Source organism: Agrobacterium tumefaciens, from assembly GCF_009649785.1.
GTDB classification, from domain to species: Bacteria; Pseudomonadota; Alphaproteobacteria; order Rhizobiales; family Rhizobiaceae; genus Agrobacterium; species Agrobacterium tumefaciens.
Map to the genome: position 1 here is coordinate 192,919 of NZ_WJOK01000009.1, position 23,734 is coordinate 216,652.

Below are 23,734 nucleotides of genomic sequence, written 5' to 3' on the forward strand. Positions count from 1 at the left end.
GGAGCGCGCAAAATGATGAAACGTTTGCTGATTACGGGCGCCGGCGGCAAGCTGGGCAGCATGTTGCGCGGCAGGCTCGGCCATCTCGCGGAGATCATCCGCCTTTCGGATGTGGTTGATATGGGTGCGGCGGCAGCGAATGAAGAGATCATCCGCTGCTCTCTGGAGGACGGTGGCGCCGTCCATGCGCTGGTGAAGGATTGCGACGGCATCGTCCATCTCGGCGGCATCTCCGTCGAAAAGGCTTACGATCCCATCGAGGCCGCCAATCTGCGCGGTGTCTATAATCTTTACGAGGCAGCAAGGCTTGCTGGCATGCCACGCATCCTGTTTGCCTCCAGCAACCACACCATCGGATATTATCCGCAGGGTGAGCAGCTATCGCCGCAGACGCCGTTTTTGCCGGATGGCCTTTACGGCGTCTCGAAGATTTTCGGCGAGGCAATGGCGAGCCTCTACCATTCCAAATTCGGACAGGAAACGGCCATCGTCCGCATCGGCTCCTGCGAAGAGAAGCCCACCAACTGGCGCATGTTATCCACCTGGCTCAGCCATGACGATCTGGTCTCCCTGGTAGAGTGCGTATTTCACGCGCCAAAACTCGGTTACCCGGTCATCTGGGGCGTCTCTGCCAATGACGACAGCTGGTGGGATAATTCCCACGTCGATTTTCTCGGCTGGCAGCGGCGGGATAATGCCGCACGCTTCCGGGCCGATATCGAACGGGATGTCCCTCGCCCTGATCCGGATGCCGCAATCGCGAAATACCAGGGCGGCGTTTTCATAGACGAACCGATCCACAAAAACTGATGTGCAGACACTCACGCTATTCGAGGAGAATAAGATGAATACAGAAACCAGGGAAAAATTGATGACGGTTTCCGTCGCCACCCTCGCAACCGCACTCTACAAGCGCGGCCTGCGCAACCAGGTCATTCAGGGTGTGCACCCGCTTGGCCACAAGGGCGCGAACATGGTTGGGCCCGCTTTCACGCTGCGTTACATGCCCGCCCGCGAAGACCGCAACCAGCTGGTGGAATTCCGCAACCCCGCACATCCCCAGCGCGTCGCCATTGAGACCTGCCCGCCCGGCCACGTACTGGTCATGGACAGCCGCAAAGACCCGAGCGCCGCATCCGCTGGTGATATTCTCATCACCCGCCTGATGGTGCGCGGTGCTGCCGGCGTCGTTACGGATGGCGGTTTCCGCGATGCTGCAACGATTGCGGAGCTGGATATTCCAGCCTACCACACCCGACCATCCAGCCCTACCAACCTCACCAAACACGAAGCAATTGAAATCAACGGCCCGATCGGCTGCGGCGATGCCCCGATTTTCCCCGGGGATATCATTGTCGGTGATGCGGATTGCGTCATCGTCATCCCCGCCGGAATTGCCGACGAAATCGCGACAGAAGCGGTGGAAATGACCGCTTACGAGGATTTCGTGGTCGAACAGGTGAAGGGCGGCGCAACCATCATCGGTCTTTATCCCTGCACGAAGGACGAACACCAGAAAGCTTTCGCCGTATGGCGCGAACAGAGAGACCGTTCGGGCGCGTGAGCCGAACAGAACGCTTGCCGGTTTCGTCCGCAATGCCTTGAAGCAAGCCTGCATGGGTGGCGTCCCACTCATGCAGGCGGACTCGCATGTACAATAATACCAAGTCGCCGAAGCGACTGGGCCGACGACTTTTTCGCACTAAAAACCGGCCCGAAATGGGTTTCTGTCGATAGTCGTAAAATGATCCCCTGGAGTTTGTGGTGTTTGGTAACACCCGCAAAAACACATTGACTATGCCTATATTTCCATTAATCTGGATATATGGAACAAGAACAGGCTATTCTCGCTTTGGCGGCGCTTGCGCAGCCAACCCGTCTCGAAACTTTTCGGCTTCTTGTGCGGCACGCACCGGAAGGCTTGCCGGCGGGTGACATCGCGCGCGCGCTGGTGGTGCCGCAAAACACCATGTCCGCGCATCTGAATGTTCTGTCACGCGCGGGCCTCGTATCATCGCAACGCCAGAGCAGAATCATCATGTATCGCGCGCAGATAGAACAGCTTCGCGACATGACGCTGTTTCTCCTGAAAGATTGTTGTGGTGGATCGGCAGAGCTTTGCGCTCCGCTGATCGCCGAGTTGACGCCCTGCTGCACTCCACACGCGGGAAAGTCCGCCTGATGTCCACATTTGAACGTTACCTAACCGTCTGGGTGTTTCTGTGCATCATCGTCGGTGTCGCCCTCGGCCATTTGCTGCCCGGCGTCTTCCAGCTCATTGGCGCGGCCGAGATTGCCAAGGTGAATATCCCGGTCGCAATCCTGATCTGGCTGATGATCATTCCGATGCTGCTGAAGATCGATTTCCGCTCTCTCACGCAGGTCGGCACCTACTGGCGGGGTATCGGCGTCACGCTGTTCATCAACTGGGCCGTCAAGCCGTTCTCGATGGCGCTGTTGGGCTGGCTCTTCATCGGCTGGCTGTTCCGCCCCTATCTTCCCGCTGACCAGATCGACTCCTATATCGCGGGACTGATCATTCTTGCCGCAGCGCCCTGCACTGCCATGGTCTTTGTGTGGTCTAACCTGACACGCGGCGAACCACTGTTCACGCTCTCGCAGGTCGCACTCAACGATGCGATCATGGTCATCGCCTTTGCTCCCATTGTCGGCCTTTTGCTTGGCCTGTCCGCAATCACCGTTCCGTGGGACACGCTCGTCCTCTCCGTTGCCCTCTATATCGTCGTGCCCGTCTTCCTCGCGCAGTTCATCCGGCACCGGCTCATGGCGGACGGAACGTCACGGATGCTCGATCGCATTCTCGCAAGGCTGCAGCCGATTTCGCTGCTAGCGCTGCTTGCAACACTGGTTCTTCTCTTCGCCTTCCAGGGCGAGCAGATTATCGCCCAACCGGCCGTTATTGGCTTGCTTGCAATCCCCATCCTTATCCAGGTCTATCTGAACTCCGGGCTCGCCTATCTTCTGAACCGGATGAGCGGCGAACGGCACTGCATTGCCGGTCCGTCGGCACTGATCGGTGCAAGCAATTTCTTCGAACTCGCAGTTGCGGCCGCTATCAGCCTGTTCGGTTTTCAATCAGGCGCAGCACTGGCAACCGTTGTCGGTGTCCTCATCGAGGTTCCGGTCATGCTCTCGGTCGTCTGGATCGTGAACCGCTCGAAGGATTGGTACGAGGCGGCCCCAGCCGTTTCCCGAAACACAATTACCGAAAGGCAATGAGCATGGACGTCACCATCTATCACAACCCGGATTGCGGCACTTCGCGCAACACCCTCGCACTCATTGAGCACGCCGGTATTCAACCCACTGTGATCGAGTATCTGAAAACCCCGCCGAGCCGCGAGCAACTCGTCAAGATGATCGCCGACGCCGGGCTGACCGTCCGCGAGGCGATCCGCGAGAAGGGCACGCCCTATACGGTGCTTGGACTTGGATATCCTGAACTGACCGATGACCAGTTGATCGATGCCATGCTCGAGACGCCAATCCTGATCAACCGGCCATTCGTCATCACCCCAATGGGTACGCGGTTGTCGCGCCCCTCGGAAGTGGTTCTGGATATACTTCCGGCAGACGCATTCAAGGGGCCGTTTACCAAAGAAGACGGCGAACAGGTCCTCGATGATGAAGGAAAGCGCATTGCCTGACACATTCCCCGCACTTGAGGGCCAGAACCTGCACGCGATTGATCTCGATGCTCTGCGTCCGGCCTTTTCGACACATAAGCCCCGCATTCTGATCCTCTACGGTTCGCTACGCGAGGTATCCTACAGTCGTTTGCTTGCCTTCGAAGCAGGGCGGCTGCTCGAACGGCTTGGATGCGAAGTTCGGATATTCGATCCGAAGGGCCTGCCTTTGCCCGACGAAGCACCGGTGAGCCACCCGAAGGTGCAGGAATTGCGTGAGCTCTCGCAATGGTCGGAAGGGCAGGTTTGGGTAAGCCCCGAGCGCCACGGCGCGATGACCGGCATCATGAAGTCGCAGATCGACTGGATTCCTCTCTCACTCGGATCTGTTCGCCCGACACAGGGCAAGACGCTCGCCGTCATGGAGGTTTCCGGCGGCAGCCAGTCCTTCAATGCCGTGAACCAGATGCGTATCCTCGGGCGATGGATGCGGATGATCACCATCCCCAACCAGTCGTCGGTCGCAAGGGCGTATCAGGAGTTCGATGCTAACGGACGGATGAAGCCGTCTCCCTATTACGACCGGGTGGTGGATGTCTGCGAGGAGCTGGTGAAGTTCACCATCATGACCCGCGATGCCTCGGCCTATTTGACCGACCGCTACAGCGAGCGGAAGGAAGAAGCAGTCGAGTTGGAGAAGCGGGTCTCCCTGAAGTCGATCTGACGACCTAGGTTGTTGCGGTGGCTGGCCGCCGACAGGATGCTGCCACCGCAACGAATGCCGTGATGCTGACCGCGCCGAGACATGCGTTTCCAATGAGTGACAGGCTCAGGCCAAAGTTTTCCATGGACGCCGCGAACGCGAAGGGTGCCCCGGCTCCGAGCGCCAGTCGAGCTGCCGCCATCTTGCCCGTGATCGCGCCATACCCTTCCGATCCGAACAGATAGAGTGGCAGGCTGCCCTGCGCGATGCTGTTGATGCCTGACCCAAGCCCGAGGCAGATTGCGAACGCGACTGCCCCCGGTAGCCAGTCTCGCGTTGCCAGCAAGATCAGGATGCCGAACACGATCAGCACCGCCGACAGGACGGCGACCGCTGGCGGCGACAGGTTCTTTCCGAAGACCATGTTGATCAGGCGGCTTGCGACCTGTGCCGGACCGAACAGAGATCCTATAACTACTGCCGCGCCACCTAGCCCGATGGAACCGAGCATCGGCACCATGTGCGCGAGGATCGCGGCAAGCGTAAATCCGAGAAGCGCGAAGGCGAACGACACCATGATCATGCTTCGGCGGCGCGCATCGTGGGGGATTGCTCCGATTATGGCTTCGCGAGGGACGGCCGCATCCGCATTCGGTCCGGTCTTGCCGACGCGCATGATCCAGACGTGTAGAGGCATGCAAAGGAACAGATTCAGCGCTGCAAAGACCAGATAGATTTCACGCCATGACATCCATTCGGAAAGCGCGGCCGAGATCGGCCAGAAGATCGTCGATGCGAACCCACCGATCAGCGTGAGGTAGGTGATGCTCCGGGATGCGGTTCTGGGATCGCTTTCAACGAGCGTCGCGAATGCGGCCTGATACTGCACCATTCCGGACGATACCTCGAGCAGGATGATGGCAACGGCGAAGATTGCGACTGACGGTGACCAGGCACAGAGCGACAGCATCAAGGCCGCAAGGCTTGAGCCGACCGTCATCACAGTGGCGGCTCCGATCCTATCCATCTGCCTGCCGATATAGGTTGCCGACAGACCTCCGATGAATAGCGACACCGAGAAGACGCCAAATACCTCCGCCAATGTCAGGCCGAGGTCTTCCGCCATGCCGGGGGCAAGAATACTGAAACTGTAATAGAGAGTGCCGTAACCGATGATCTGCGTGAGGCCAAGCGCTGAGACGATGCCAGCAGGTACTTTCGAATTATGCAACGACATTGCCCCCATCGGAGGAAGTGCCGGCCGGACTGGCGCATCCATCGCTTCGCTCGACATTCTCCAGAATCGCCGGATGTTCGGCACAACAGTCTTCTACCAGGAATTTCACAAGCTCGGCCAAAGTGTCGTAGCTGGCGCTGTAAAGGATAGACCTCGATATTCGTCGTTGCGAGACCAGGCCAGACCGCTCCAGTTCCTTGAGATGAAACGACACGTTCGTCGCCGAGACGCCCATGCGCTCGGCGATTGCACCGGCGGCCAGTCCGTCAGGACCGGCAACGACAAGTGCTCGAACGATCGCCAGGCGTGTCTCCTGAGAGAGGGCAGCAAATGCCGAAAGAGCCCGATGCTGATCCATACTTCAATAATCCTTGAACTATTGAAGTATGGATAGCGAACGGCGATGCCATCGGCAAGGCAATTTCTTCCCGAGATCACACTTGCCCCTCTGGAACATACGTCGGCGTTCGCGGCGACGGGGCTATGAGCGGCGTATGCTCTACGCCCTGCGCGCGTTCTTGTGAAACGCCTCTGATGCGAAACCGGCGAGTTTGCGAATGAAGAAATCGAGCACCGTCGAAGGCTTTTCAGCGGACCGCGTGGCAATAACGAAGGTGGACTGGATACGGGTCTTTGCTGCCATCAACGGCCGGAAAATTCCTTTCTGGACCCAATCATCCGCATAATGATCAGGCAGATACCCAACATAGTGGCCGGACATCACGAACATCGCCTGCGCCTCCATGTTGGAGGCCGAAGCGCGCGCCCGTGCCTGCGGAAAATATTGCAGCTCACGCATATTGGCATAGGGCCGCACGACAAAATCGAAGGATTCGATGCGCTCGACGGAAAGTTCGGCATCGGGAAGATGAAAGAGCTGGTGTCCCTTCGCGCAATACAGTGAATGCGCCTCTTCCCTGAAGCGCGAAAGCTTCAGGCCCTGATACGGCAGCGTTTCCGGTAAAAGTGCGATGTCGAGGCCGCCATTGGCAATTTCCGACAACAGGGCGTCCGGCGTGTCGATTACCAGCTCGATACGTGCTTCCGGCGCCTTTTCGCTGATGCGGGCGATGATGCGGTGAATGGGCAGGTCGTGATCGGTAATCGTGTTGTCCACAAGTCCCAGTCGCAACGTACCGGTAATACGGTTCTTGAGCGTACCGATATCGCTTTCGAAGGCGTTCAGCGCCAGGAACAGCACTTTCGAACGCTCATGTACGAGCGCGCCGCGATCCGTCAATTCAAAACCGGATCGCCCTCGCCGACACAGCTTGAAACCGAGCCTGTCTTCCAGCGCCTTGATATGGAAACTGACAGCGGACTGGCTCAGCCCGAGCGTGATTTGCGCGCCTAGAAAACTCTTGTGCTCCACGACGGCGCGGAAGACGGCGAGAGAACGAAGGTCGGATTGCGCGAGCTGCATGGGAACCGTTACATCAATTTTACAAATATAAACTCCATCAGTTTCCTATTTTTCTGGAATAATGTCCATGGTTTCCTCCTCCCCAATTACAAACCAATAAGGGAACGAAACCATGCAAAACCTGCCCACTCTGAAATCTCTCGCACTCTGCGCAGCTTTCGCCGTCAGCCTCGGCGCATCCGCCCATGCCGCCGATCTTCTGGAAAAGATCAAGGCCGATAAAGTTTTCACTGTCGCAACCGAGGCCCGGTTTGCGCCGTTCGAATTTGTCGAGGACGGCAAGATCGTCGGTTATTCCGCTGACATCATGCAAGAAGTCATGAAAGCCTTGCCGGGCGTTGAGCTGAAGCGTCTCGATCTGCCCTGGCAGGGCATCCTGCCAGGCCTTGCCGCCAGCCGCTTCGATTATGTCGTGACCTCGGTCACCGTGACGCCCGAACGCATGAAGGCCTACAAGCTCTCAGCACCCGTTGCAGATGCGACGATGGCAATCCTGAAACGCAAGGGCGATGCCGAGATCTCCAAGCCGGAAGATATCGCGGGTAAGCCCGTCGGCTCGCAGGCGGGCTCCGCGCAGCTCAAGGCGCTTGAGACGTTTTCCGCCGAACTGAAGGCCACCGGCAAGGATGCCACGACGGTCTCCAGCTACACGGATTTCTCAGAAGCTTATGCCGACCTCGGTGCCGGGCGCCTGCGCGCCGTCGTCAACTCGCTTCCAAACCTTCTGGAAGCTGCACGCCAGCGGCCGGATGCTTTTGAAGTCGTTCTGCCGACCTTCGGACCGAAGACCTATTTCTCATGGGCGGGCCGCAACGATACTGACAGTGCGACGCTAAATGCCTTCATGGACAGTGAATTGGCAAAGCTCAATGCATCCGGCAAACTGGCCGAATTCCAGAAGAAATGGTTCGGCGCGCAGATGGAACTGCCCGCCGCTCTGCCGGCGACTGAGTGACCGGCAGGTCGAACCGGTCATGGACAAGATATCTTTTGCCATCTGGCCGGTTCTTCTGGACGGCCTCTTCACCACGCTGACCGTCAGCCTTTCAGCGCTTCTCCTGGGAGCGCCGCTGGCCCTTCTCCTCGCGGCCTGCGGTCGCAGCGGCCGCCTGCCCCGCCTGGCATCCGGTCTCTACATCTCCTTCTGGCGAGGCACGCCCATTCTAGTCCAGCTGCTGATCGTCTTCTACGTCCTGCCACTTCTGGGGCTGGATCTGACGCCGGTTGCTGCCGCAACTTTGGCGCTGGCGCTAAACACAGCCGCCTTCCAGTCGGAGATATACAGGGCAGGCCTGCAATCCATTCCAAAGGGAGAGCGGGAAGCCGCCGCCATGCTCGGCCTTTCCGCAGGTCGTACATTCCTGCACATTGAAGTGCCTCAGGCCTTCAGAACCATGTTGCCGGCACTTGTCGGCGAGATACAGGCTCTCGTGAAGAACTCCTCACTCGTTTCGGTCATCGCCGTCACCGACTTGACGCGCCGCGCCCAGCAATATGCGGCCACCACCTTCCGGCCACTCGACGCCTATCTCTCGGCTCTCCTGCTTTATGTCGCGGTTGGAGCGCTGCTTGCGGGAATAGGCCTCCTTGTCGAACGGCACCTGACAAAGGGAGCGACGCGATGATTTCCGGCTTTCTGAACGATATTCCTCTCTATGCGGCCGGTTTGTTCACAACACTGACAGTTTCCGTTGCGGGTATCGCACTGGCCATCATCATCGGTATCGTGCTGGCTGCGGCGCTACGGTCGCGGTACATGGCCATCTCCCTACCGGTAAGGCTTTATGTGGAGTTTGCCCGCGGCGCGCCGCTCGCGCTGATCCTGTTTCTTTTCTATTATGGCGGCCCGCAATTGGGGCTGATCCTCAGCCCCTATGCCGCCGGCATCGTCGGTCTCGGCCTCTATGGCGCTGGCCCCTTTGCGGAGATTTTCCGCGCCGGTTTCAATGCCGTTCCAAGAGGCGAGATCGAAGCGGCGGGAATGCTGGGCATTACCTCCGGCGACACCTTTCTCCACATCCAGATGCCGCAGGCGCTGGCACTGACGCTGCCGGCTTCCGTCGGCCAGGCCATTAATCTCGTCAAGGAATCCGCCGTTCTGTCCGTCATCACGCTCAGCGAGCTGACCAAGGTCGCCGGTACGATCAGCTCGATCACCTTCGCGGTCGTAACCCCTTATCTCACCATTGCCCTGCTCTACTGGGCAATCGTCGAAATCCTGTCGCGGCTCGGCCTCTATCTCGAACGCCGCCTTTCCACCGAAGGCTCCTGACATGAGCGAACGAACAGTTGTTATTTCCGCGCGCGGCTTGGAGAAAAGGTTCGGTGACAAGACCGTTCTGAAAGGCATCGATCTCGACATTCATATGGGTGATGTCCTGTGCATCATCGGACCTTCGGGATCGGGCAAGAGCACGCTTCTGCGCTCGCTTGCATTTCTCGATCCCTATGACGCGGGTGATGTCGATGTCTTCGGCCGCCTGATCGGCTGGCGTGAAACCCCGCTTGGCCGCGAACGCGCCGGTCCGAAAGAACTGGCAGAGACGCGCCGCCCGCTTGGAATGGTCTTTCAGCACTTTCATCTGTGGCCGCATATGAGCGTCATCAAAAACGTGACATTGGCGCTCAGGCTCGTCCATGGTCTTCCCCAGGCCGAAGCGATAAAGCGCGGCCGCGCCATGCTGGATAAAGTCGGGCTTGCCGCTTTCGCTGACCGCCGACCCGACGGCCTGTCCGGTGGGCAGAAGCAACGCGTCGCCATCGCCCGCGCACTGGCGGTGAACCCTCGCGCCATGCTGTTCGACGAGCCGACCTCGGCACTCGATCCCGAACTTGTCGGTGAAGTGCTTTCCGTCATGAAGACGCTCGCGGCGGAAGGAATGACCATGGTCATCGTCACGCACGAAATGGGTTTTGCCGCACATGCGGCCAACCGTGTCGTCTTCATGGATGACGGCAAGATCGTTGAGGAAGGCGCGCCGCAGACGCTTTTCAGTAATCCGAAGAGCGAACGCCTTTCCCAATTTCTGCAAACCTGGCGCAAGCGCGCACTTTGATATCTGAAAGGACATCTCTATGACTGCCCACGGCTATGACGGCGGACGATTGAACCTGCCATTCGTCGGTATTTCCACCTTTGCCAAAAGTCCCTACGTCGAAAACTGGGACGCGATCGATGCGGATGTGGCGGTCCTCGGTGCCCCGTTCGATTTTGGGACGCAATGGCGCCCCGGCGCCCGCTTCGGGCCGCGCAGCATCCGTGAGGCCTCCACCCTGTTTTCCTTCGGCCACGCGGGCGCCTACGATCACGAGGACGACGTCACATATCTGGAAGGCGTGAAGATCGTCGATATAGGCGACGCCGACATTGTTCATACCGATACGGTGAACAGCCACGCGAATATTGAGTTCGGCGTCCGCAAGATCCTTAAAGCCGGCGCACTGCCTGTGGTGCTTGGCGGAGACCACTCCATCAACATCGCCTGCATCAATGCCTTCAGCGATCAGGAGCCGATCCATCTGGTGCAGATCGACGCGCATCTGGATTTCGTCGATGAGCGTCACGGCGTCCGCTTCGGACATGGCAGCCCCATGCGCCGCGCCTCGGAAAAACCGTGGGTCACCGGAATGACCCAGCTCGGTATCCGCAACGTCTCCTCCACCGCAAAGGAAGGATACGACTATGCCCGCTCCCAGGGCTCGGATATTCTCTCCGTGCGCCAGATCCGCAAACTCGGCGTGGACGCCGTAGTGGAGCGCATCCCCGCGGGCAAGCGCTATTATCTTTCGATCGATATCGATGGCTTCGACCCGTCCATCGCGCCAGGAACCGGGACCCCGAGCCATGGCGGCTTCATCTATTACGAGGTACTGGAACTGATTGCAGGTCTTGCAAAGCGTGGCGAGATCGTCGGCATTGATCTGGTCGAGGTCGCGCCTGATTACGATCACACCGGCTCCACCGCCATTCTGGCTGCGCAGATTCTGCTCAACACGATCGGACGCATCTTCATAGCTCGGAACGCATAAAAAACCGCGATCCGCCGGTCCTGGATCCTTGGCCACGCAGCGCGCAAGAAGGGCCGCCCTTGGGGCTTCCTGGAGTTCGATGGTCTCGTCAGACGTGAAGCCAAAAGCCCTCCACGGGGGGAGGGCTTTTGTTTGCATTGATTGTAGCTATGGTTGCGTCGGTTTTAAAAGTCCGAAACGCCAAACGCGCCTCGCTGCACCACGCAAAAATCAGATATCGACGACAAGCCCCTTTGCCTTCAGGACGGGCTCCAGATTGCTAACCTCGATAACGGATTTGCCCTGCTTGTAAGCTTCAATGAAGCCCGCTTCAGCATCTTCGCGAATTTGCGAAAGACGTGCCGATTCCTGAGCGTCAGCACGACGCACAACCACCAAACCGTCCGCATCGCCAACAATGATGTCGCCGGGATTGACGATCTCATCGCCAATGATGATCGTATCGTTTACTGCGGCAATCGTTTCCTTGACGGTACCCTTGATGCAGACGCTGAACGAGAATACAGGGAAGCCAAGGTCTCGAAGCTGCAAGGTGTCACGCACACCGGTATCCGTCACCAGACCACCGATCCCCTTTGCAAGGCAGGCATTTGCCAGCACGTCGCCAAAGGAACCAGCCTCTTCGTACTCACCAGCTGAAACCACGATGATGTCGCCGGGCTTGGCGTAATTAATGGCCAGCTGCAACATGATGTTGTCACGCGGCGCGCATTTGACGGTAAAGGCGGGACCACACAGTTTCATGCGGTAGTCGACAGGCTTGATGCGGGAGGAAAGTGCGCCCCTGCGACCCTGTGCCTCGTGGATGGTTGCCGGCGAAAACTTCGAAAGGGCTTCGATGTCTGCCTTGCTTGGCCGTTCTGCTATATCTTTAATGTGGATCATAAAACCTCCCACGGTAAGGCTGGCGGCGGGAACGTCCCGCCACTCGCATTGAGTTTAATTGTCATGTGTCAATCGTTGCCGTGGCTTGAAGCCAGGCGGGATCAGGGGATCGGGTCGAATTTCAGCTCGGAGAGCGGGACGACCTTGTCCGTACGGGTCATTTTGTATTCGGTATTCGGGCCAAGCCACTTGTCCCAGATTTTGTTTATCTCGCCGGAGGCGTCGAGTGTGCGCAGCACTTCATTGATTTTCGCTGTCAGGGCAGGATTGTCCTTTGCCATGCCGACACCGATCGGCTGATAGAGCATCGGCTCCTCGATCATGCGCATCGGTTTGCCCTTGGTCTTCGATTCATTGACGAACTTGGTGGTGGTCATGGTGTTGGCCACCATACCCCGCGCCTTGCCCTGCTGAACGGCAAGATAGGCAGAGGCAGTATCCTGGAAGGTCAGCGGCTCGGACTTGTTGAGCTTGATAGACATTTCAGAGGTCGAGCCCTTGGTGGAGGCGACACGCTGGCCTTCGTAATCCGACTTCTTCTTGCCGGCATCATCAACCGGCACGATGAGCATTTCCTTGGCGAGATAATAGGGATCGCTGAACTGAATCTGCTCGGCGCGGCTTTGTGTGTAGGCGAGATTGGCGACAGTGATATCGACGCGGCCAAGCTTGACTTCCGGCACACGGGCTTCCACCGACACCGGTTTGACTTCGGCCTTCACGCCCAGTTCCTTGGCGATCGCGTTGCAAAGATCAACGTCAAAACCGGCCATTTCACGGGTCTTCGGATCGGGTGCCGCGAATGGCACGACATCAGCAAAGGTTGCGCAACGAAGCACCTTGTTCGCCATGATCGTATCGAGTTGATCAGCCGCCGCTGGTGACGCGAGAGCGGTTCCAGCCAGTGCAACGGTAAGTGTCAGGCATTTCCAGTTCATGGTCAGTTCTCCTCTTATGATTGATTGGTATCAGTGGCGCAGATCGGAAAGGAACCGCTGCGCGCGCGGATGGCGTGGTGCTGTAAAAAACTCTTCCGGCGTCGCTTTTTCGAGAATTTCGCCGGCGTCGATGAACCAGATGCGGTCGGCAACTTCACGGGCAAAGCCCATTTCGTGGGTCACGCAAAGCATGGTCATGCCCTCTGCCGCGAGCCCCTTCATGACGGCCAGCACCTCTCCAACCATTTCCGGGTCGAGAGCGCTTGTCGGTTCATCGAACAACATGACGGGCGGCTCCATGGCCAGCGCACGCGCAATTGCCACGCGCTGCTGCTGACCGCCGGACAATTGCCCCGGATAGGCGCCGGCCTTGTCGGATAGGCCTACCCGATCCAGAAGCTTCAAAGCTTTCTGGCGGGCAACATCAGGTGCGACGCCTTTCACCCGGATCGGGGAAATCGTGACATTTTCGACAACAGACAGGTGCGGAAAGAGATTGAAATTCTGGAACACAAAACCAACTCTGCTGCGCAGAAGATTGAGTTCCTTTGTCTTGGTTGCCGCGTGAATATCCTGCCCATCGAGCGTGATGGATCCGCTGTTGATCTCTTCGAGACGATTGACGGTACGGATCAATGTGGATTTGCCGGAGCCGGAAGGGCCGCAGATGACGATAACCTCGCCCCGCGCAACTTCGGCGTCGACATTCTTCAAAACCTCGTAGTCGCCATAACTCTTGCAGACATTGGAAATGCGGATGGTCTGCTGTGTTGATGATGCCGTGTTTGTCATGGCTGCTCCGTTATGATTTTCGCCTGCGCCTGCAATGCCTGTTGCCGGCGACCGACCACACCGGCACGGCGTTTGGCGATACGCCGCTCGACGGCATTTGCGAGATACGTCAAGCTCCAGCAAATGGCGTAGTAGACAACCGCGAGGATGAGGAAGACCTGGAATGGTTGGGTCAGAAGCTGATTATTGACCTGACTTGCCGCAAAGGTGAGGTCGGGTACGTTGATGACGTAACCGAGCGTCGTATCCTTGATCGTGGCGACGAATGTCGAGATCATGCTGGGGATCATGTTGTAAAGCGCCTGCGGCAAGATGATGAAGCGCATTGCACCGAGATAGCTGTGGCCAAGCGCTCTCGCCGCATCCATCTGCCCCGCACCAAGAGCGACAATACCCGCTCTTACGACTTCGCTGAGAAATGCGCCCTGATAGATGACAAGCGTCGTCAACATGATGACGAAGCTCGGCACGTCTGCGCCGGTCCACAGCGGAACGAGGAAATAACTCCAAAGGATGAGCATGAGCAAAGGCACGCCGCGCGTGACATAGACCAGCCCCGTTACCGGCCACCGCAGGAGCCGCCACTTGGACAGGCGCGCCATCGCCATAAGGATGCTGACAGGAAAGGCCAGTGCGATGGCAAGGGCAGACAGGATGATCGTGTTCGCAAGCCCTCCAAGCGGGCCGTTCGGATATTGCCCGATCAGCAGCAGCAACCAGTTGTCATGAACGATGGTAATCATATCGCCGATCATCCGCGTGCCCTCCACGCCGGATCAAGGCGCATCGAAAGATACGCACCGGCACCCATGATCAACAGCGAGAAGAAGAGGTACAGAACAGTTCCGACAAGATAGATCTCGAAGGTCTGGAAGCTGAGATTTTCAATTTCCTTGATGGCATGGGTCAATTCGGAAGCGCCGATAATGAGGGCGAGGCTGCTGTTCTTGAACAAGGAGACACTGTGATTGATGAGCGGCGGCAGGGCATTGCGCACGCCTTGCGGCATGATGATGAAGCGCATCGCGGAGAGATAACCGTGGCCCAATGCCTTGGCCGCTTCCATCTGTCCCGGGCTGACGGAGCGCAGGCCTGAACGCAGATCCTCACTGAAATAGGCTGCCTGACAGAGACCAAGACCCACCACGGCAAAGATCGCTTCGGCATTGTGACCGATCAGCCAGTCCGTCAAACCTGAAGGCAGGAGCGTGAATATCCCGAAGTACCACAGCATCAATTGCACGAGTGTGGGCACATTGCGGTGGTAGGAAACATAGGCCGCCACGGCGCGATCAGCAAAACGCGACGATGAAAACCGCACGCATAACAGGACCAGCGCAAGCGTCATGGCGAGAGACCATGACCCGATAAAGATGACGAAGGTCATCTGCAATCCGTGCCAAAGCATTGCAATATATTGCGGGTCGCTCAGGATTGCCGACAGGTCGAAACCGCTCACGGCTTTTGTTCCTTCGCTGCGTCAGCTTGCGCCACAGTCTGCGGTTTGGCCGTCTGAAGTCCGCCCATAACCTGCAATGTCGGGGTAATTTCCATATGGCCGATATTCATGGAAACTGGCGCGGCAACGGCAAAGGCTATCGCGTCGGCAATATCTTCCGCTTTCGGCAACTCGAAACCATCGATGAAGCGCTCGCGCACGCTCGGATCGTTGCCGTGAACGTGAGTGAAGATATCCGTCGCCACGCGGCCGGGGCAGATCTCCGTTACGCGGACGCGTCTGCCGAATGCATCCAGCCTCAACTGGTTCGAAAGCATGGCGACACCAGCTTTAACGGCATGATAGGTCGAGTTGCCGCCGAAATTATAGTTTCCGGCGATGGACGAGATATTGACGACATGCCCGCGATCACGCTCCACCATGCCCGGAACAATCAGCCGGCAGATGTGGAGAACGGCACGGAGATTCACATCGATCAAAAGGTCGATATCCTCCGCATCAGCCTGAAGGAACTTCTTCGGCCTGTCGACGCCGGCATTGTTCACGAGAATGTCGAACTGCACCTTGTTTGCAAGATCGGCAATTGCAGCGCGATCGGTAACGTCGATCGCGTGCGGTATGCAGCCGGTGCGTTCGGCGAGTTCATTCAGGGCGCCGGCGCTGCGGGCAACCGCGTGGACTTCAATGTTTTCGCGGCAAAACCGCTCGACGACAGCGGCACCGATACCGGATGAAGCACCGGTGACCAAAGCGGTCTTGTAATCGGAGAATGGCATTCTGATCCCCTTTTTTGTTACCATCAACACTAGCGAAGCTTTCCCTGCTTGCCTAAGACCGATTATTTTTGGAGTAATAAGTAAGTTTTATGGAGACCCGCAAACAGGCAATTAGAGACGGGATTCCGGGATGTTCTTGTTCCAGGCAGAAGCTTTCCGCTCTGGCGCCCAGATTGCAAAACGCGTGCGAGCCTGTAAGCTGCGCCAAGCATGGATATAAGACGTCTCAAATCATTCATCGTCATCGTAGACAGTGGCAGCATCACGCGCGCCGCAGATATTCTGCATCTGGCGCAACCGGCACTCAGCCAGCAACTAGCCGCGCTTGAAGATCATTTCGGCCAGAAATTGCTCATACGCAGCCAGCAGGGCGTGACGATGACGGATGCGGGGCATGCCGTTTACCGCCATTCACAGATCATATTGCGCCAGATGGAACAGGCGCAGGTTGACGTATCGGCGGCGGGTAACTCAATTGCGGGACGCGTCTCTGTCGGTCTGGTCCCATTCAGCAGCGCTGCAACGCTTTCCGTGGAGCTGTTGGCGGAAACGCGGAAGCGACATCCGGGGATATTGATCCACCTGACGGAAAGTGTGGGACAAACCTATAGCCAGATGATCATGAATGGACGTCTGGAACTGGCTTTGATCCATGGGGTCGGACCAATCAAGGGCGTAAAATTCGAGCCCATGCTCAGCGAAGAATTTTATCTTGTCGCACATCGCGATTTCGCAATCGAAGCGGATTCAAAACCGGTGCCGATCGCCGCGCTTGATGGCATGCCCATGCTGATGCCACCCGCGTATAATTTTGTCCGGCGCGCTGTAGACACGGCATTTACCCGAAGCCGGATCAATCTGAAGGTCGTCGCGGAAGTGGAAATCGTCAGGACGCTTGCCCGCGCCGTTGCCAGTGGTCTCGGCGCAACCATCATGCCAAAAGCGATAGCCAACCGGATCGTCTCGGAAACGAGCGAACCACTTATTTGCCGGCTGCTGTCGCCACGGATCGAAGAAACACTGTCGCTCTGCATGTCCGACCAGAATTCGCTGTCTGAGCCGGCTTTTGCCGTCAAGGACATCCTGGTGGAACTGACGGAAAAATTGAAACTTTAGAATATCCTTTGGCCCGGCAACCGAGCCAAAGGATCGTTTTCAGGATCAACGCATATCCTGGCAGAACTGCGCAATGCGGGCGCAGCCTTCGCTCAACATCTCCATGCTCGTTGCATAGGAAATCCGGAAGTATGGGCTCATACCATAGGCGGCGCCCTGTACCGTTGCCACGTGATGCTCATCAACCAGCGCCATCACAAAATCCACATCGCCTTCGATTTTGCGTCCGCCCTTGGTGGTCTTGCCGATAAGCCCAGACATATTGGGATAGAGGTAAAAGGCGCCTTCCGGCTTATGGCAGCGCAAACCGTCAATCTCGCCGAGTTTGCTCAGAACAAAATCGCGACGGTCGCGATAGATAGCGGCGCGTTCTTTAAGAAGATCCTGGGGACCGTCCAGCGCTGCAATGGCTGCCGCCTGCGAAACAGTGGCAATGCCACCGCCGTTCTGACCGTTTACATTGCTTATTGCGGCGATAAGTTCCTTCGAGCCGCTGGCGCAATAGCCCAGACGCCATCCCGTCATGGCGTAAGCCTTCGACACGCCGTTCATTGTCAGAACGCGGTCATAAAGCCGCGGCTCCACATCGGCAATTGTGCCGAATTCGAAGCCATCATAGACAAGATGCTCGTAAATATCGTCAGTCAGGATCCAGACATGGGGATGACGCAGCATAACCTCTGCGATTGCTTTCATCTCCGCACGGGAGCAGGCGGCGCCGGTGGGGTTGTTGGGAAAATTGAGAATGAGCCACTTGGTACGTGGCGTAATCGCAGCTTCCAAATCTTCGGCACGCAGTTTGAAACCGGTTTGTTCGACGCACGGCACAGCGACGGGAACACCCCCTGCGAATTTGACGATATCCGCATAGCTGACCCATGACGGGGTGGGAATAACGACCTCGTCGCCCGGATTGCAGGTTGCAAGCATGGCGTTGAAAATTACCTGTTTGCCGCCTGCGGAAACGATGATCTGGCTGGCATCGTAGGTCAGATTATTGTCCCGCTTGAACTTTCTGGCGATCGCGGCTTTCAGCGCAGGCGTGCCATCCATCGGTGGATATTTCGTCTGCCCGCCAAGGGCTGCTTCGTGCGCGGCCTCGATTGCGTGAGCAGGCGTCGGGAAGTCCGGTTCACCTGAGGAGAGGCTGACCACCTTGACACCCTGCGCGGCCAGCTCTCTGGCGCGTTGGGTCATGGCAGCGGAAGCGGAGATGGAGACGTTTTTCAGGCGGTCTGATGTAGAGGGCATCTGCATGATCTTTCAGTAAGATTTAGAGAACGGGCCAACCAGAGGCCCATTAAGACGCGAGTTCTGCGGCAGGCGCGAGCGTTGCGCCGGAGGCGCTGATTTCACTACGCACGATACGCGCCAGCTCCAGTGAACCGGGCGTATCACTGTGGACGAGAATGGAGCGAGCCGGCATTGTGATGACCGTGCCATCAATGGCTTCGACCGTGCCATCGGTCAGGAACCGGCGGACACGGGCGCGCACCGATGGTTCATCCTTGACCAGCGCGCCGGGAAGACCCCGCGCTACAAGGCTTCCCTTGGCGTCATAGGCGCGATCGGCCAAAAACAATGCCAGGGTCTTCAATCCAGCGCGTTTTGCCGCTCTCTCGATTTCGCTGTCCGGCGTTACGAACACCACAAGCTTCGGATCAACTGCAGAAATGGCATTCATCATCATATCGGCAAGCGCCGGGTCGCGATTGACCATATTGCCCATGGCCGCATGAAAACTGAAGTGCCCGACTTCGACGCCTTCGCTTTTGGCAATCGCGATCAAGGCCCCGAGCTGATAGAGCATCTGCTGTCTCAACTCATCCGGCTGGAAGGGCATTTCGCGTCGGCCGAAGCCTGCCCTATCAGGCAATCCCGGATGTGCGCCGATGCCGACGCCATTTTCTTTGGCAAGGCGAACCATTCGCGCCATCGTATCTGGCTCGCCGCCATGAAAACCACAGGCAATATTAGCCGACGATACGATCTTCATCATCGCTTCGTCGTCACAGAGCCGGTAAGGACCGAAGCCTTCGCCCATGTCGGAGTTCAGATCGATCTTCATCGTTTCCTCCCTTTGCTCCCTGGTTGTCCGTCAACCCATCGCATTCAGCGCTCGCTTGACCATTTGTGAGGTCTGGCGAACATCATCGACGTATTTCGCAACTGCCCGCTCGGCCACACGCGCTTCCTCGTGATTGGACCTCACGAATTTGATCTTCCCACCCGCGCGTGCCTGTCCTAACCGCCACAGGTCGGCTTCGATCACGCCGGCAATCTTTGGATAACCGCCCGCCGTATTTGCATCGCTCATCTGGATGATCGGCTCGCCACCTGGCGGCACCTGTACAACGCCCGGCATCACACCGTGGGAACGCATTTCGATGGCTTCGGTCGGTTTTATAGGATCACCCGACAGCCGGTAACCGGTCCGGTCGCTGCGGGAGGATATGCGCCAGATCTGGCTCCAGAATTCCTCGCCATCATTGGCAAACAGCTTTTGTTCACCGGCCGGAATAGCACGTATCGGCAAAACGCCGTCCACTACAGGCGGGAAAATATCGCTTAAAGCCACGGAAGGCTCAACTACACCAAGCCCGTTTGATGGCAGTGGTAACAGATCGGCGGAAGCCCCTATTTCGAGCCTGTCACCTTTTGCAAGCGGTCGCCCATCGTGACCGCCGAAACTGCCGCGCAGTGCCGTGCTTCGAGATCCCATCAAAACCGGAACGTCCAACCCGCCCGTAACCGCGACATAGGCGCGGGCGAGTTTCGGCGGCTGCCTCAGTTCCAGTATCTGACCTTCCTTGCCGATATGAGCGCACCAGGAAAGCAGCTCTTTCCCGTCAAGCAACGGGCGCCCATCCGTCCCGGTAACGGCAAATGTTGCTGTTTTCGTAAAACGCAATTTGAATGGAAAAGTCTGGACCTCGATGACGGCAGCATCTGCGGCATTACCGGTCAGAATATTGCCGATCTTAAGCGACAGAGGATCCATGGCACCGCCAGCAGAAACCCCGATGTCACGGTAACCGGGGCGACCGAGGTCTTGCACGGTGTTGAAGGGGCCGGTTTCGATAATCTCGATCATAGCTCGATCCCTGTAGGTATGAAGCGAACCGTATCTCCGGGTGCCAAAAGAGCTGGCGCAGAAGAGGCGGGATCGAACATCTGCAAATCGGCGTAACCGATGGAATTCCACCCATTCGGTCCGGTCAACATCGCCACACCCGTCTGCATTCCACCGATCGTCACGCAACCCTTTTCCATCTTGATCGATGGCACAGTTTTTCGGGGCATATAGATGCGCGCATCAAGACCATGCAGATAGCCAAAGCCCGGCGCGCTCCCAAGCGCGAAGACGCGGTAGGTCGCCTCATGGTGAATCCGCACGACTTCGCGGTCGCTCAGCCCTGAAAAATCACAGATGGCTGGAAGGTCGGCAGCGTATTCGCCCCCATAATGTACCGGTATTTCAACTGTCTTCCCGACAATATCCAGACTGGCTGCTTTATCCCAGGCATCGAGCAACTGAGACACGATGGACTCTGGATCTTCAGGCGTTTCCTTAAAAATCGCCAGAAGGTTCGTCATGCCGGGAATGACTTCCGCAACACCTGCCCAGACTTTTACCGTTTGCGAAAGCGCCCAGATCCAGCGTTGTGCTGGCAGATCAAATTCGCCGGATGCTTCGAGCAAGAATGACCGGGAGCCTATGAACGAAACGCGCGCCTGGCCTTTGATGACGGGCTGGATTTCGTGACGAGGTGCTAGAGTGTTCGATGTCGCAATCATGATTGAAGCTCGATTTCGAACAGCGGATCACCAAAACCAACCAGAGCATCCTGCACGGCAAGCTGATTGACGAGCGAACCGTTACGACCCGCGACAACGGGGATGAGAATGTGGTCGATCCGGATAAATCCAATCACGTCATCTGCAGCAACCAAACGCGGAAGATTTTGCATTTTTGCAGGCAGAGCAGGCTTAGAAGAGCAGAAGAGACCGGCAATCGGCGCTTTTACCACCACTTTCGAAACAGCGCCCTTTGGTGAGCAAACAGTGCCGGCGACGGAAATTGCAGATCTTGCCGAAGCAGAAACAATAATGCGTACCTGACCCTCAGGCGTCGTGATTTCCACGCCATCCACGCCTGCATCCGTCAGCATATCGGTCAAAGCTGTGAGTAAGACAGGGTCGCTAAAGTCGGGCCTGCTCATGCCGCGTTCCGTTCTTTTAGCCATTGTTCAAGATAGTGAATGTCTGTTTGGCCCTGCGCAAAAGCCTCGTCCTCAAACAGGGCGCGCAGGAGCGGAAGATTGGTCGAAATACCCTCCACCCGTGTACCCGCAAGCGCTTGGCGCATCCTAACCATGGCTTCAGCACGGGTCGGCGCATGTACGATCAACTTGGCGATCAAGGAATCATAATAGGGTGACACCCGGTAGCCGACATGGATATGGGTATCGACGCGAATCCCCTCTCCTTCCGGCAGCACAAGATTGGTCACGATGCCTGCCGAGGGGAGAAACTTATCAGGATCTTCGGCATTGATCCGGCATTCGAAAGAATGTCCGTCGCAGATAACATCTGCCTGCCGCAAGTCCAGAGGCTTACCCTGCGCCGCCTTGATCTGGGCCTGAACGATGTCGATGCCGCTCGTCATTTCCGTGACGGGATGTTCGACCTGCAAGCGCGTATTCATCTCGATGAAATAGAACTTGCCGTCTTCAAACAGGAATTCGAAAGTTCCCACCCCGCGATAGCCAATCTGTCGGCAAGCCTCGACGCAAGCCATACCAACCGGCTGGATCACATCGACCGAAATTCCAGGCGCTGGCGCTTCTTCGACCACTTTTTGATGACGACGTTGCATCGAACAGTCGCGGTGACCAAGCCAGACGGCATTGCCGTGCGTGTCGCACAAGACCTGTATCTCGATATGACGGGGATGCTGGAGAAACTTCTCCATATAGAGGACAGCAGAGCCAAAAGCCTGCCTCGCCTCCTCCCTCGTCAAGGTAATGGCTTCATGAAGCAAGGCAGCTTCCTGCACCACCCGCATGCCACGCCCGCCACCACCGCCCGCAGCCTTGATGATGATTGGATAGCCGATCTCATTCGCGATACGCTCAACCGTTTCAGCATCCTCGGGAAGCGCTGTATCCGGTCCCGGTACACATGGCACACCGGCCGCAATCATTGCCCGTTTGGCAGCGATCTTGTCGCCCATCGTGGAGATCGACCTTGCGTCCGGACCGATGAATACGAGACCGGCATCTTCGACAGCCTGAGAAAAGGCGGCATTTTCGGACAGAAATCCATAACCGGGATGGATCGCACCCGCACCCGTCAGACGGGCAGCGATTAAGATAGCATTCTGATTGAGGTAGCTCTTGGCAGCATTCGCCGGGCCAACACAAAGGAAGGTATCAGCCGTTTGGCCATATGGAGCCTGCCTGTCCGCCTCAGAGCAGATGGCCACGGTCTTCAAGCCCAATTCGCGGCAGGCGCGCTGAATGCGTGCAGCAATTTCACCCCGGTTGGCAATCAGGACCGTGTCGAAACCCGGTATATCCGATGTGGTGTTGAGACCTTCCGCCACTACGCGATCTCCGCCAGCAAATCATTGGCCTCAACCTCGCCACCATCAACCTCCGTCAGATAGGTGATCCGGCCAGCGCGTGGCGCAACAATTTTATTGAAGACTTTCATGGCTTCGATGATGAAGAGGGCCTGCCCCTCCTCGACCACATCTCCAGCCTCGACAAATGAAGGTTGTCCCGGCGCGGAAGCGCGATGCAAAACCCCAAAAATCGGGGCATGAACGGAAGTGGCCGATGTGGCGGCAGGAAGGATCGACTCCGACCGATCGATCAGGGCGTCATCCTCGGCTTTGACCGGGACATTGCTGCCAGTCTCTGTTCGAGGTGCGGTTTTGAATATCCGCACAGTTACGCTTTTCTCTGTCACCATGAGTTCGGTGACGTTCGTTCGTCCGACAAAATCAATCAGCGTCTTTATCTTTGGCAGGTCCATAAGCGTACTCGGCATTGTCCAAAGCCACCCGGTAATCCCGCACGATCGGGGTCACTTTCGGCTGCCTTAGACCTAGCACGATAGGCTGTTTGATGGGGTCAGAAGAACTTTTGATGGAGGTGTTCAATGAATAGGGGCCGTGAGCCCGTTGAGTTCGCGAAGCTCGAGTGTGCGTAATGGATCGACCGCTGCACGCCATCAGAGCCCCACGGGGCTGTACCACCAGCAAGTCATTTGCGGTATCCAAGGCTCTAAACGCAAAGTGCCCTCCGGGATGGGAGGGCTTTGTTGTTGATAGTCTTGAAGATATTGGTTGCGGGGGCAGGATTTGAACCTGCGGCCTTCAGGTTATGAGCCTGACGAGCTACCGGGCTGCTCCACCCCGCGTTACCAGCGTAAATCCCTATTGGATTTATCGCGACCAGCGTAAATCCCTATGGGATTTATCGCGACTGCATCACAGGGACGCTGTGATGTATAGTTCCGGAGCAAATTGCCGAAGGCGATTTGTCTCCTTTAAGGGACGCACGTTGCGTTTTCCTTATGTTTTCATGTTACGCAATGCAAAAAGGCCGCTTTGAGCGGCCCTTTGTATCGGCTGGGCCGAAGAGTTTGCTTGAGAAGATATTTGTTGCGTTTTGCAGACCTGGCAGCGACCTACTCTCCCGCGTCTTGAGACGGAGTACC

At 57.3% G+C, this 23,734-nt stretch carries 28 protein-coding genes and 1 tRNA gene; 12 read left to right on the forward strand and 17 right to left on the reverse strand.

All coding sequences use genetic code 11. The features are described 5' to 3' along the window. Nucleotides 1-12: 12 nt before the first annotated feature. From GH784_RS12245 to arsH, 6 genes are all read left to right on the forward strand, one after another. Nucleotides 13-810, forward strand: coding sequence for an NAD-dependent epimerase/dehydratase family protein (locus tag GH784_RS12245; protein ID WP_153793434.1), 798 nt, complete (start codon nt 13-15; stop codon nt 808-810). Nucleotides 811-844: 34 nt separating this feature from the next. Then, on the forward strand, nt 845-1,564 hold the full coding sequence (locus tag GH784_RS12250) for a ribonuclease activity regulator RraA (RefSeq protein WP_003518042.1): 720 nt from the start codon (nt 845-847) through the stop codon (nt 1,562-1,564). A gap of 261 nt (nt 1,565-1,825) precedes the next feature. Next, nucleotides 1,826-2,182 carry an ArsR/SmtB family transcription factor gene (locus GH784_RS12255; protein WP_003518041.1) on the forward strand — a complete coding sequence of 119 codons (357 nt, stop codon included), beginning with the start codon at nt 1,826-1,828 and terminating at the stop codon, nt 2,180-2,182. Then, nucleotides 2,182-3,240, forward strand: coding sequence for an ACR3 family arsenite efflux transporter (gene arsB / locus GH784_RS12260; protein WP_111788747.1), 1,059 nt, complete (start codon nt 2,182-2,184; stop codon nt 3,238-3,240). Before GH784_RS12255 ends, arsB begins: the two co-directional genes overlap by 1 nt. A 2-nt stretch (nt 3,241-3,242) precedes the next feature. Further along, nucleotides 3,243-3,668, forward strand: coding sequence for an arsenate reductase (glutaredoxin) (arsC, locus tag GH784_RS12265; RefSeq protein WP_003518039.1), 426 nt, complete (start codon nt 3,243-3,245; stop codon nt 3,666-3,668). Next, nucleotides 3,643-4,371 carry an arsenical resistance protein ArsH gene (gene arsH, locus GH784_RS12270; protein WP_003518038.1) on the forward strand — a complete coding sequence of 243 codons (729 nt, stop codon included), beginning with the start codon at nt 3,643-3,645 and terminating at the stop codon, nt 4,369-4,371. The genes arsC and arsH overlap by 26 nt, the downstream gene beginning before the upstream one ends. 4 nt (nt 4,372-4,375) lie before the next feature. Here the strand turns inward: arsH and arsK are convergent, their stop codons facing one another. From arsK to GH784_RS12285, 3 genes are all read right to left on the reverse strand, one after another. Beyond that, nucleotides 4,376-5,587 (reverse strand): arsenite efflux MFS transporter ArsK, encoded by a 1,212-nt coding sequence (gene arsK, locus GH784_RS12275; protein WP_153793435.1) that lies wholly within the window; start codon nt 5,585-5,587, stop codon nt 4,376-4,378. Next, nucleotides 5,574-5,945 carry an ArsR/SmtB family transcription factor gene (locus tag GH784_RS12280; RefSeq protein WP_112178648.1) on the reverse strand — a complete coding sequence of 124 codons (372 nt, stop codon included), beginning with the start codon at nt 5,943-5,945 and terminating at the stop codon, nt 5,574-5,576. Before GH784_RS12280 ends, arsK begins: the two co-directional genes overlap by 14 nt. Nucleotides 5,946-6,086: 141 nt before the next feature. After that, on the reverse strand, nt 6,087-7,010 hold the full coding sequence (locus GH784_RS12285) for a LysR family transcriptional regulator (RefSeq protein WP_153793436.1): 924 nt from the start codon (nt 7,008-7,010) through the stop codon (nt 6,087-6,089). A 112-nt stretch (nt 7,011-7,122) separates the two neighbouring features. On the opposite strand from GH784_RS12285, the gene GH784_RS12290 reads away from it, so the two are divergent. The 5 genes from GH784_RS12290 to speB are packed head-to-tail and all read left to right on the forward strand — an operon-like array spanning nt 7,123 to nt 11,039. Beyond that, nucleotides 7,123-7,965 (forward strand): transporter substrate-binding domain-containing protein, encoded by an 843-nt coding sequence (locus GH784_RS12290; protein ID WP_153793437.1) that lies wholly within the window; start codon nt 7,123-7,125, stop codon nt 7,963-7,965. 19 nt (nt 7,966-7,984) lie between these two features. Further along, nucleotides 7,985-8,635 carry an amino acid ABC transporter permease gene (locus GH784_RS12295; protein ID WP_003518032.1) on the forward strand — a complete coding sequence of 217 codons (651 nt, stop codon included), beginning with the start codon at nt 7,985-7,987 and terminating at the stop codon, nt 8,633-8,635. Then, nucleotides 8,632-9,282, forward strand: a complete 651-nt coding sequence (locus tag GH784_RS12300; protein ID WP_142851562.1) for an amino acid ABC transporter permease — start codon at nt 8,632-8,634, stop codon at nt 9,280-9,282. Before GH784_RS12295 ends, GH784_RS12300 begins: the two co-directional genes overlap by 4 nt. 1 nt (nt 9,283) lies before the next feature. Beyond that, a complete protein-coding gene (locus GH784_RS12305; RefSeq protein WP_019566613.1) occupies nt 9,284-10,066 on the forward strand; it encodes an amino acid ABC transporter ATP-binding protein in 783 nt (260 codons plus the stop codon). Nucleotides 10,067-10,085: 19 nt separating this feature from the next. Beyond that, on the forward strand, nt 10,086-11,039 hold the full coding sequence (gene speB, locus GH784_RS12310; protein WP_019566614.1) for an agmatinase: 954 nt from the start codon (nt 10,086-10,088) through the stop codon (nt 11,037-11,039). Between the two features lie 210 nt (nt 11,040-11,249). Here the strand turns inward: speB and GH784_RS12315 are convergent, their stop codons facing one another. The 6 genes from GH784_RS12315 to GH784_RS12340 all read right to left on the reverse strand — a co-directional run bounded on the left by GH784_RS12315 (nt 11,250) and on the right by GH784_RS12340 (nt 15,889). After that, entirely contained in the window at nt 11,250-11,924 is a 675-nt protein-coding gene (locus GH784_RS12315) for a 4-carboxy-4-hydroxy-2-oxoadipate aldolase/oxaloacetate decarboxylase (protein ID WP_003518022.1), read from the reverse strand. 101 nt (nt 11,925-12,025) lie between these two features. Next, entirely contained in the window at nt 12,026-12,862 is an 837-nt protein-coding gene (locus tag GH784_RS12320) for an ABC transporter substrate-binding protein (RefSeq protein WP_019566615.1), read from the reverse strand. Nucleotides 12,863-12,892: 30 nt separating this feature from the next. Continuing rightward, the gene (locus GH784_RS12325; RefSeq protein ID WP_003518020.1) at nt 12,893-13,654 is read right to left on the reverse strand and encodes an amino acid ABC transporter ATP-binding protein; all 762 of its coding nucleotides are present in this window, start codon (nt 13,652-13,654) and stop codon (nt 12,893-12,895) included. Next, nucleotides 13,651-14,409 (reverse strand): amino acid ABC transporter permease, encoded by a 759-nt coding sequence (locus tag GH784_RS12330; RefSeq protein WP_003518019.1) that lies wholly within the window; start codon nt 14,407-14,409, stop codon nt 13,651-13,653. Before GH784_RS12330 ends, GH784_RS12325 begins: the two co-directional genes overlap by 4 nt. Continuing rightward, nucleotides 14,406-15,113 (reverse strand): amino acid ABC transporter permease, encoded by a 708-nt coding sequence (locus tag GH784_RS12335; protein ID WP_003518018.1) that lies wholly within the window; start codon nt 15,111-15,113, stop codon nt 14,406-14,408. Before GH784_RS12335 ends, GH784_RS12330 begins: the two co-directional genes overlap by 4 nt. Then, the gene (locus GH784_RS12340) at nt 15,110-15,889 is read right to left on the reverse strand and encodes an SDR family oxidoreductase (RefSeq protein WP_003518017.1); all 780 of its coding nucleotides are present in this window, start codon (nt 15,887-15,889) and stop codon (nt 15,110-15,112) included. The genes GH784_RS12335 and GH784_RS12340 overlap by 4 nt, the downstream gene beginning before the upstream one ends. Nucleotides 15,890-16,099: 210 nt before the next feature. Between GH784_RS12340 and nac the strand changes: the two genes are divergently transcribed. Further along, on the forward strand, nt 16,100-17,005 hold the full coding sequence (gene nac, locus GH784_RS12345; RefSeq protein ID WP_153793438.1) for a nitrogen assimilation transcriptional regulator NAC: 906 nt from the start codon (nt 16,100-16,102) through the stop codon (nt 17,003-17,005). Nucleotides 17,006-17,050: 45 nt separating this feature from the next. On the opposite strand, the gene GH784_RS12350 is transcribed toward nac, so the two are convergent. The 8 genes from GH784_RS12350 to GH784_RS12385 form a co-directional block, all read right to left on the reverse strand. After that, entirely contained in the window at nt 17,051-18,256 is a 1,206-nt protein-coding gene (locus GH784_RS12350; RefSeq protein WP_065703391.1) for a pyridoxal phosphate-dependent aminotransferase, read from the reverse strand. 49 nt (nt 18,257-18,305) lie between these two features. Next, nucleotides 18,306-19,073, reverse strand: coding sequence for a 5-oxoprolinase subunit PxpA (locus tag GH784_RS12355; protein ID WP_013761974.1), 768 nt, complete (start codon nt 19,071-19,073; stop codon nt 18,306-18,308). 30 nt (nt 19,074-19,103) lie between these two features. Next, a complete protein-coding gene (locus GH784_RS12360; protein ID WP_025595281.1) occupies nt 19,104-20,099 on the reverse strand; it encodes a 5-oxoprolinase subunit C family protein in 996 nt (331 codons plus the stop codon). Continuing rightward, complete coding sequence (gene pxpB, locus GH784_RS12365) at nt 20,096-20,803, reverse strand: 5-oxoprolinase subunit PxpB (protein WP_025595282.1); 708 nt, start codon at nt 20,801-20,803, stop codon at nt 20,096-20,098. The genes GH784_RS12360 and pxpB overlap by 4 nt, the downstream gene beginning before the upstream one ends. Beyond that, a complete protein-coding gene (locus GH784_RS12370) occupies nt 20,800-21,228 on the reverse strand; it encodes a hypothetical protein (protein ID WP_025595283.1) in 429 nt (142 codons plus the stop codon). Before GH784_RS12370 ends, pxpB begins: the two co-directional genes overlap by 4 nt. Continuing rightward, nucleotides 21,225-22,613: an acetyl-CoA carboxylase biotin carboxylase subunit gene (accC, locus tag GH784_RS12375; protein WP_025595284.1), complete on the reverse strand. Its 1,389-nt coding sequence runs from the start codon at nt 22,611-22,613 to the stop codon at nt 21,225-21,227. The genes GH784_RS12370 and accC overlap by 4 nt, the downstream gene beginning before the upstream one ends. Next, a complete protein-coding gene (locus GH784_RS12380) occupies nt 22,613-23,047 on the reverse strand; it encodes an acetyl-CoA carboxylase biotin carboxyl carrier protein (protein WP_060642168.1) in 435 nt (144 codons plus the stop codon). Before GH784_RS12380 ends, accC begins: the two co-directional genes overlap by 1 nt. A 310-nt stretch (nt 23,048-23,357) precedes the next feature. After that, nucleotides 23,358-23,434 (reverse strand) — tRNA-Met (locus GH784_RS12385). Nucleotides 23,435-23,734 lie beyond the last annotated feature (300 nt).

Coding starts and splice junctions, on each gene's coding strand:
- GH784_RS12380 (WP_060642168.1), bottom strand. CDS start 23,047: ATGGACCTGCCAAAGATAAAGACGCTGATTGATTTTGTCGGACGAACG.
- GH784_RS12350 (WP_065703391.1), bottom strand. CDS start 18,256: ATGCCCTCTACATCAGACCGCCTGAAAAACGTCTCCATCTCCGCTTCC.
- GH784_RS12370 (WP_025595283.1), bottom strand. CDS start 21,228: ATGAGCAGGCCCGACTTTAGCGACCCTGTCTTACTCACAGCTTTGACC.
- arsK (WP_153793435.1), bottom strand. CDS start 5,587: ATGTCGTTGCATAATTCGAAAGTACCTGCTGGCATCGTCTCAGCGCTT.
- GH784_RS12290 (WP_153793437.1), top strand. CDS start 7,123: ATGCAAAACCTGCCCACTCTGAAATCTCTCGCACTCTGCGCAGCTTTC.
- nac (WP_153793438.1), top strand. CDS start 16,100: ATGGATATAAGACGTCTCAAATCATTCATCGTCATCGTAGACAGTGGC.
- GH784_RS12320 (WP_019566615.1), bottom strand. CDS start 12,862: ATGAACTGGAAATGCCTGACACTTACCGTTGCACTGGCTGGAACCGCT.
- GH784_RS12330 (WP_003518019.1), bottom strand. CDS start 14,409: ATGATCGGCGATATGATTACCATCGTTCATGACAACTGGTTGCTGCTG.
- GH784_RS12305 (WP_019566613.1), top strand. CDS start 9,284: ATGAGCGAACGAACAGTTGTTATTTCCGCGCGCGGCTTGGAGAAAAGG.
- arsB (WP_111788747.1), top strand. CDS start 2,182: ATGTCCACATTTGAACGTTACCTAACCGTCTGGGTGTTTCTGTGCATC.
- GH784_RS12255 (WP_003518041.1), top strand. CDS start 1,826: ATGGAACAAGAACAGGCTATTCTCGCTTTGGCGGCGCTTGCGCAGCCA.
- arsC (WP_003518039.1), top strand. CDS start 3,243: ATGGACGTCACCATCTATCACAACCCGGATTGCGGCACTTCGCGCAAC.
- GH784_RS12285 (WP_153793436.1), bottom strand. CDS start 7,010: ATGCAGCTCGCGCAATCCGACCTTCGTTCTCTCGCCGTCTTCCGCGCC.
- GH784_RS12245 (WP_153793434.1), top strand. CDS start 13: ATGATGAAACGTTTGCTGATTACGGGCGCCGGCGGCAAGCTGGGCAGC.
- speB (WP_019566614.1), top strand. CDS start 10,086: ATGACTGCCCACGGCTATGACGGCGGACGATTGAACCTGCCATTCGTC.
- GH784_RS12250 (WP_003518042.1), top strand. CDS start 845: ATGAATACAGAAACCAGGGAAAAATTGATGACGGTTTCCGTCGCCACC.
- GH784_RS12295 (WP_003518032.1), top strand. CDS start 7,985: ATGGACAAGATATCTTTTGCCATCTGGCCGGTTCTTCTGGACGGCCTC.
- arsH (WP_003518038.1), top strand. CDS start 3,643: ATGATGAAGGAAAGCGCATTGCCTGACACATTCCCCGCACTTGAGGGC.
- GH784_RS12340 (WP_003518017.1), bottom strand. CDS start 15,889: ATGCCATTCTCCGATTACAAGACCGCTTTGGTCACCGGTGCTTCATCC.
- pxpB (WP_025595282.1), bottom strand. CDS start 20,803: ATGATTGCGACATCGAACACTCTAGCACCTCGTCACGAAATCCAGCCC.
- GH784_RS12355 (WP_013761974.1), bottom strand. CDS start 19,073: ATGAAGATCGATCTGAACTCCGACATGGGCGAAGGCTTCGGTCCTTAC.
- GH784_RS12360 (WP_025595281.1), bottom strand. CDS start 20,099: ATGATCGAGATTATCGAAACCGGCCCCTTCAACACCGTGCAAGACCTC.
- GH784_RS12280 (WP_112178648.1), bottom strand. CDS start 5,945: ATGGATCAGCATCGGGCTCTTTCGGCATTTGCTGCCCTCTCTCAGGAG.
- GH784_RS12315 (WP_003518022.1), bottom strand. CDS start 11,924: ATGATCCACATTAAAGATATAGCAGAACGGCCAAGCAAGGCAGACATC.
- GH784_RS12325 (WP_003518020.1), bottom strand. CDS start 13,654: ATGACAAACACGGCATCATCAACACAGCAGACCATCCGCATTTCCAAT.
- GH784_RS12300 (WP_142851562.1), top strand. CDS start 8,632: ATGATTTCCGGCTTTCTGAACGATATTCCTCTCTATGCGGCCGGTTTG.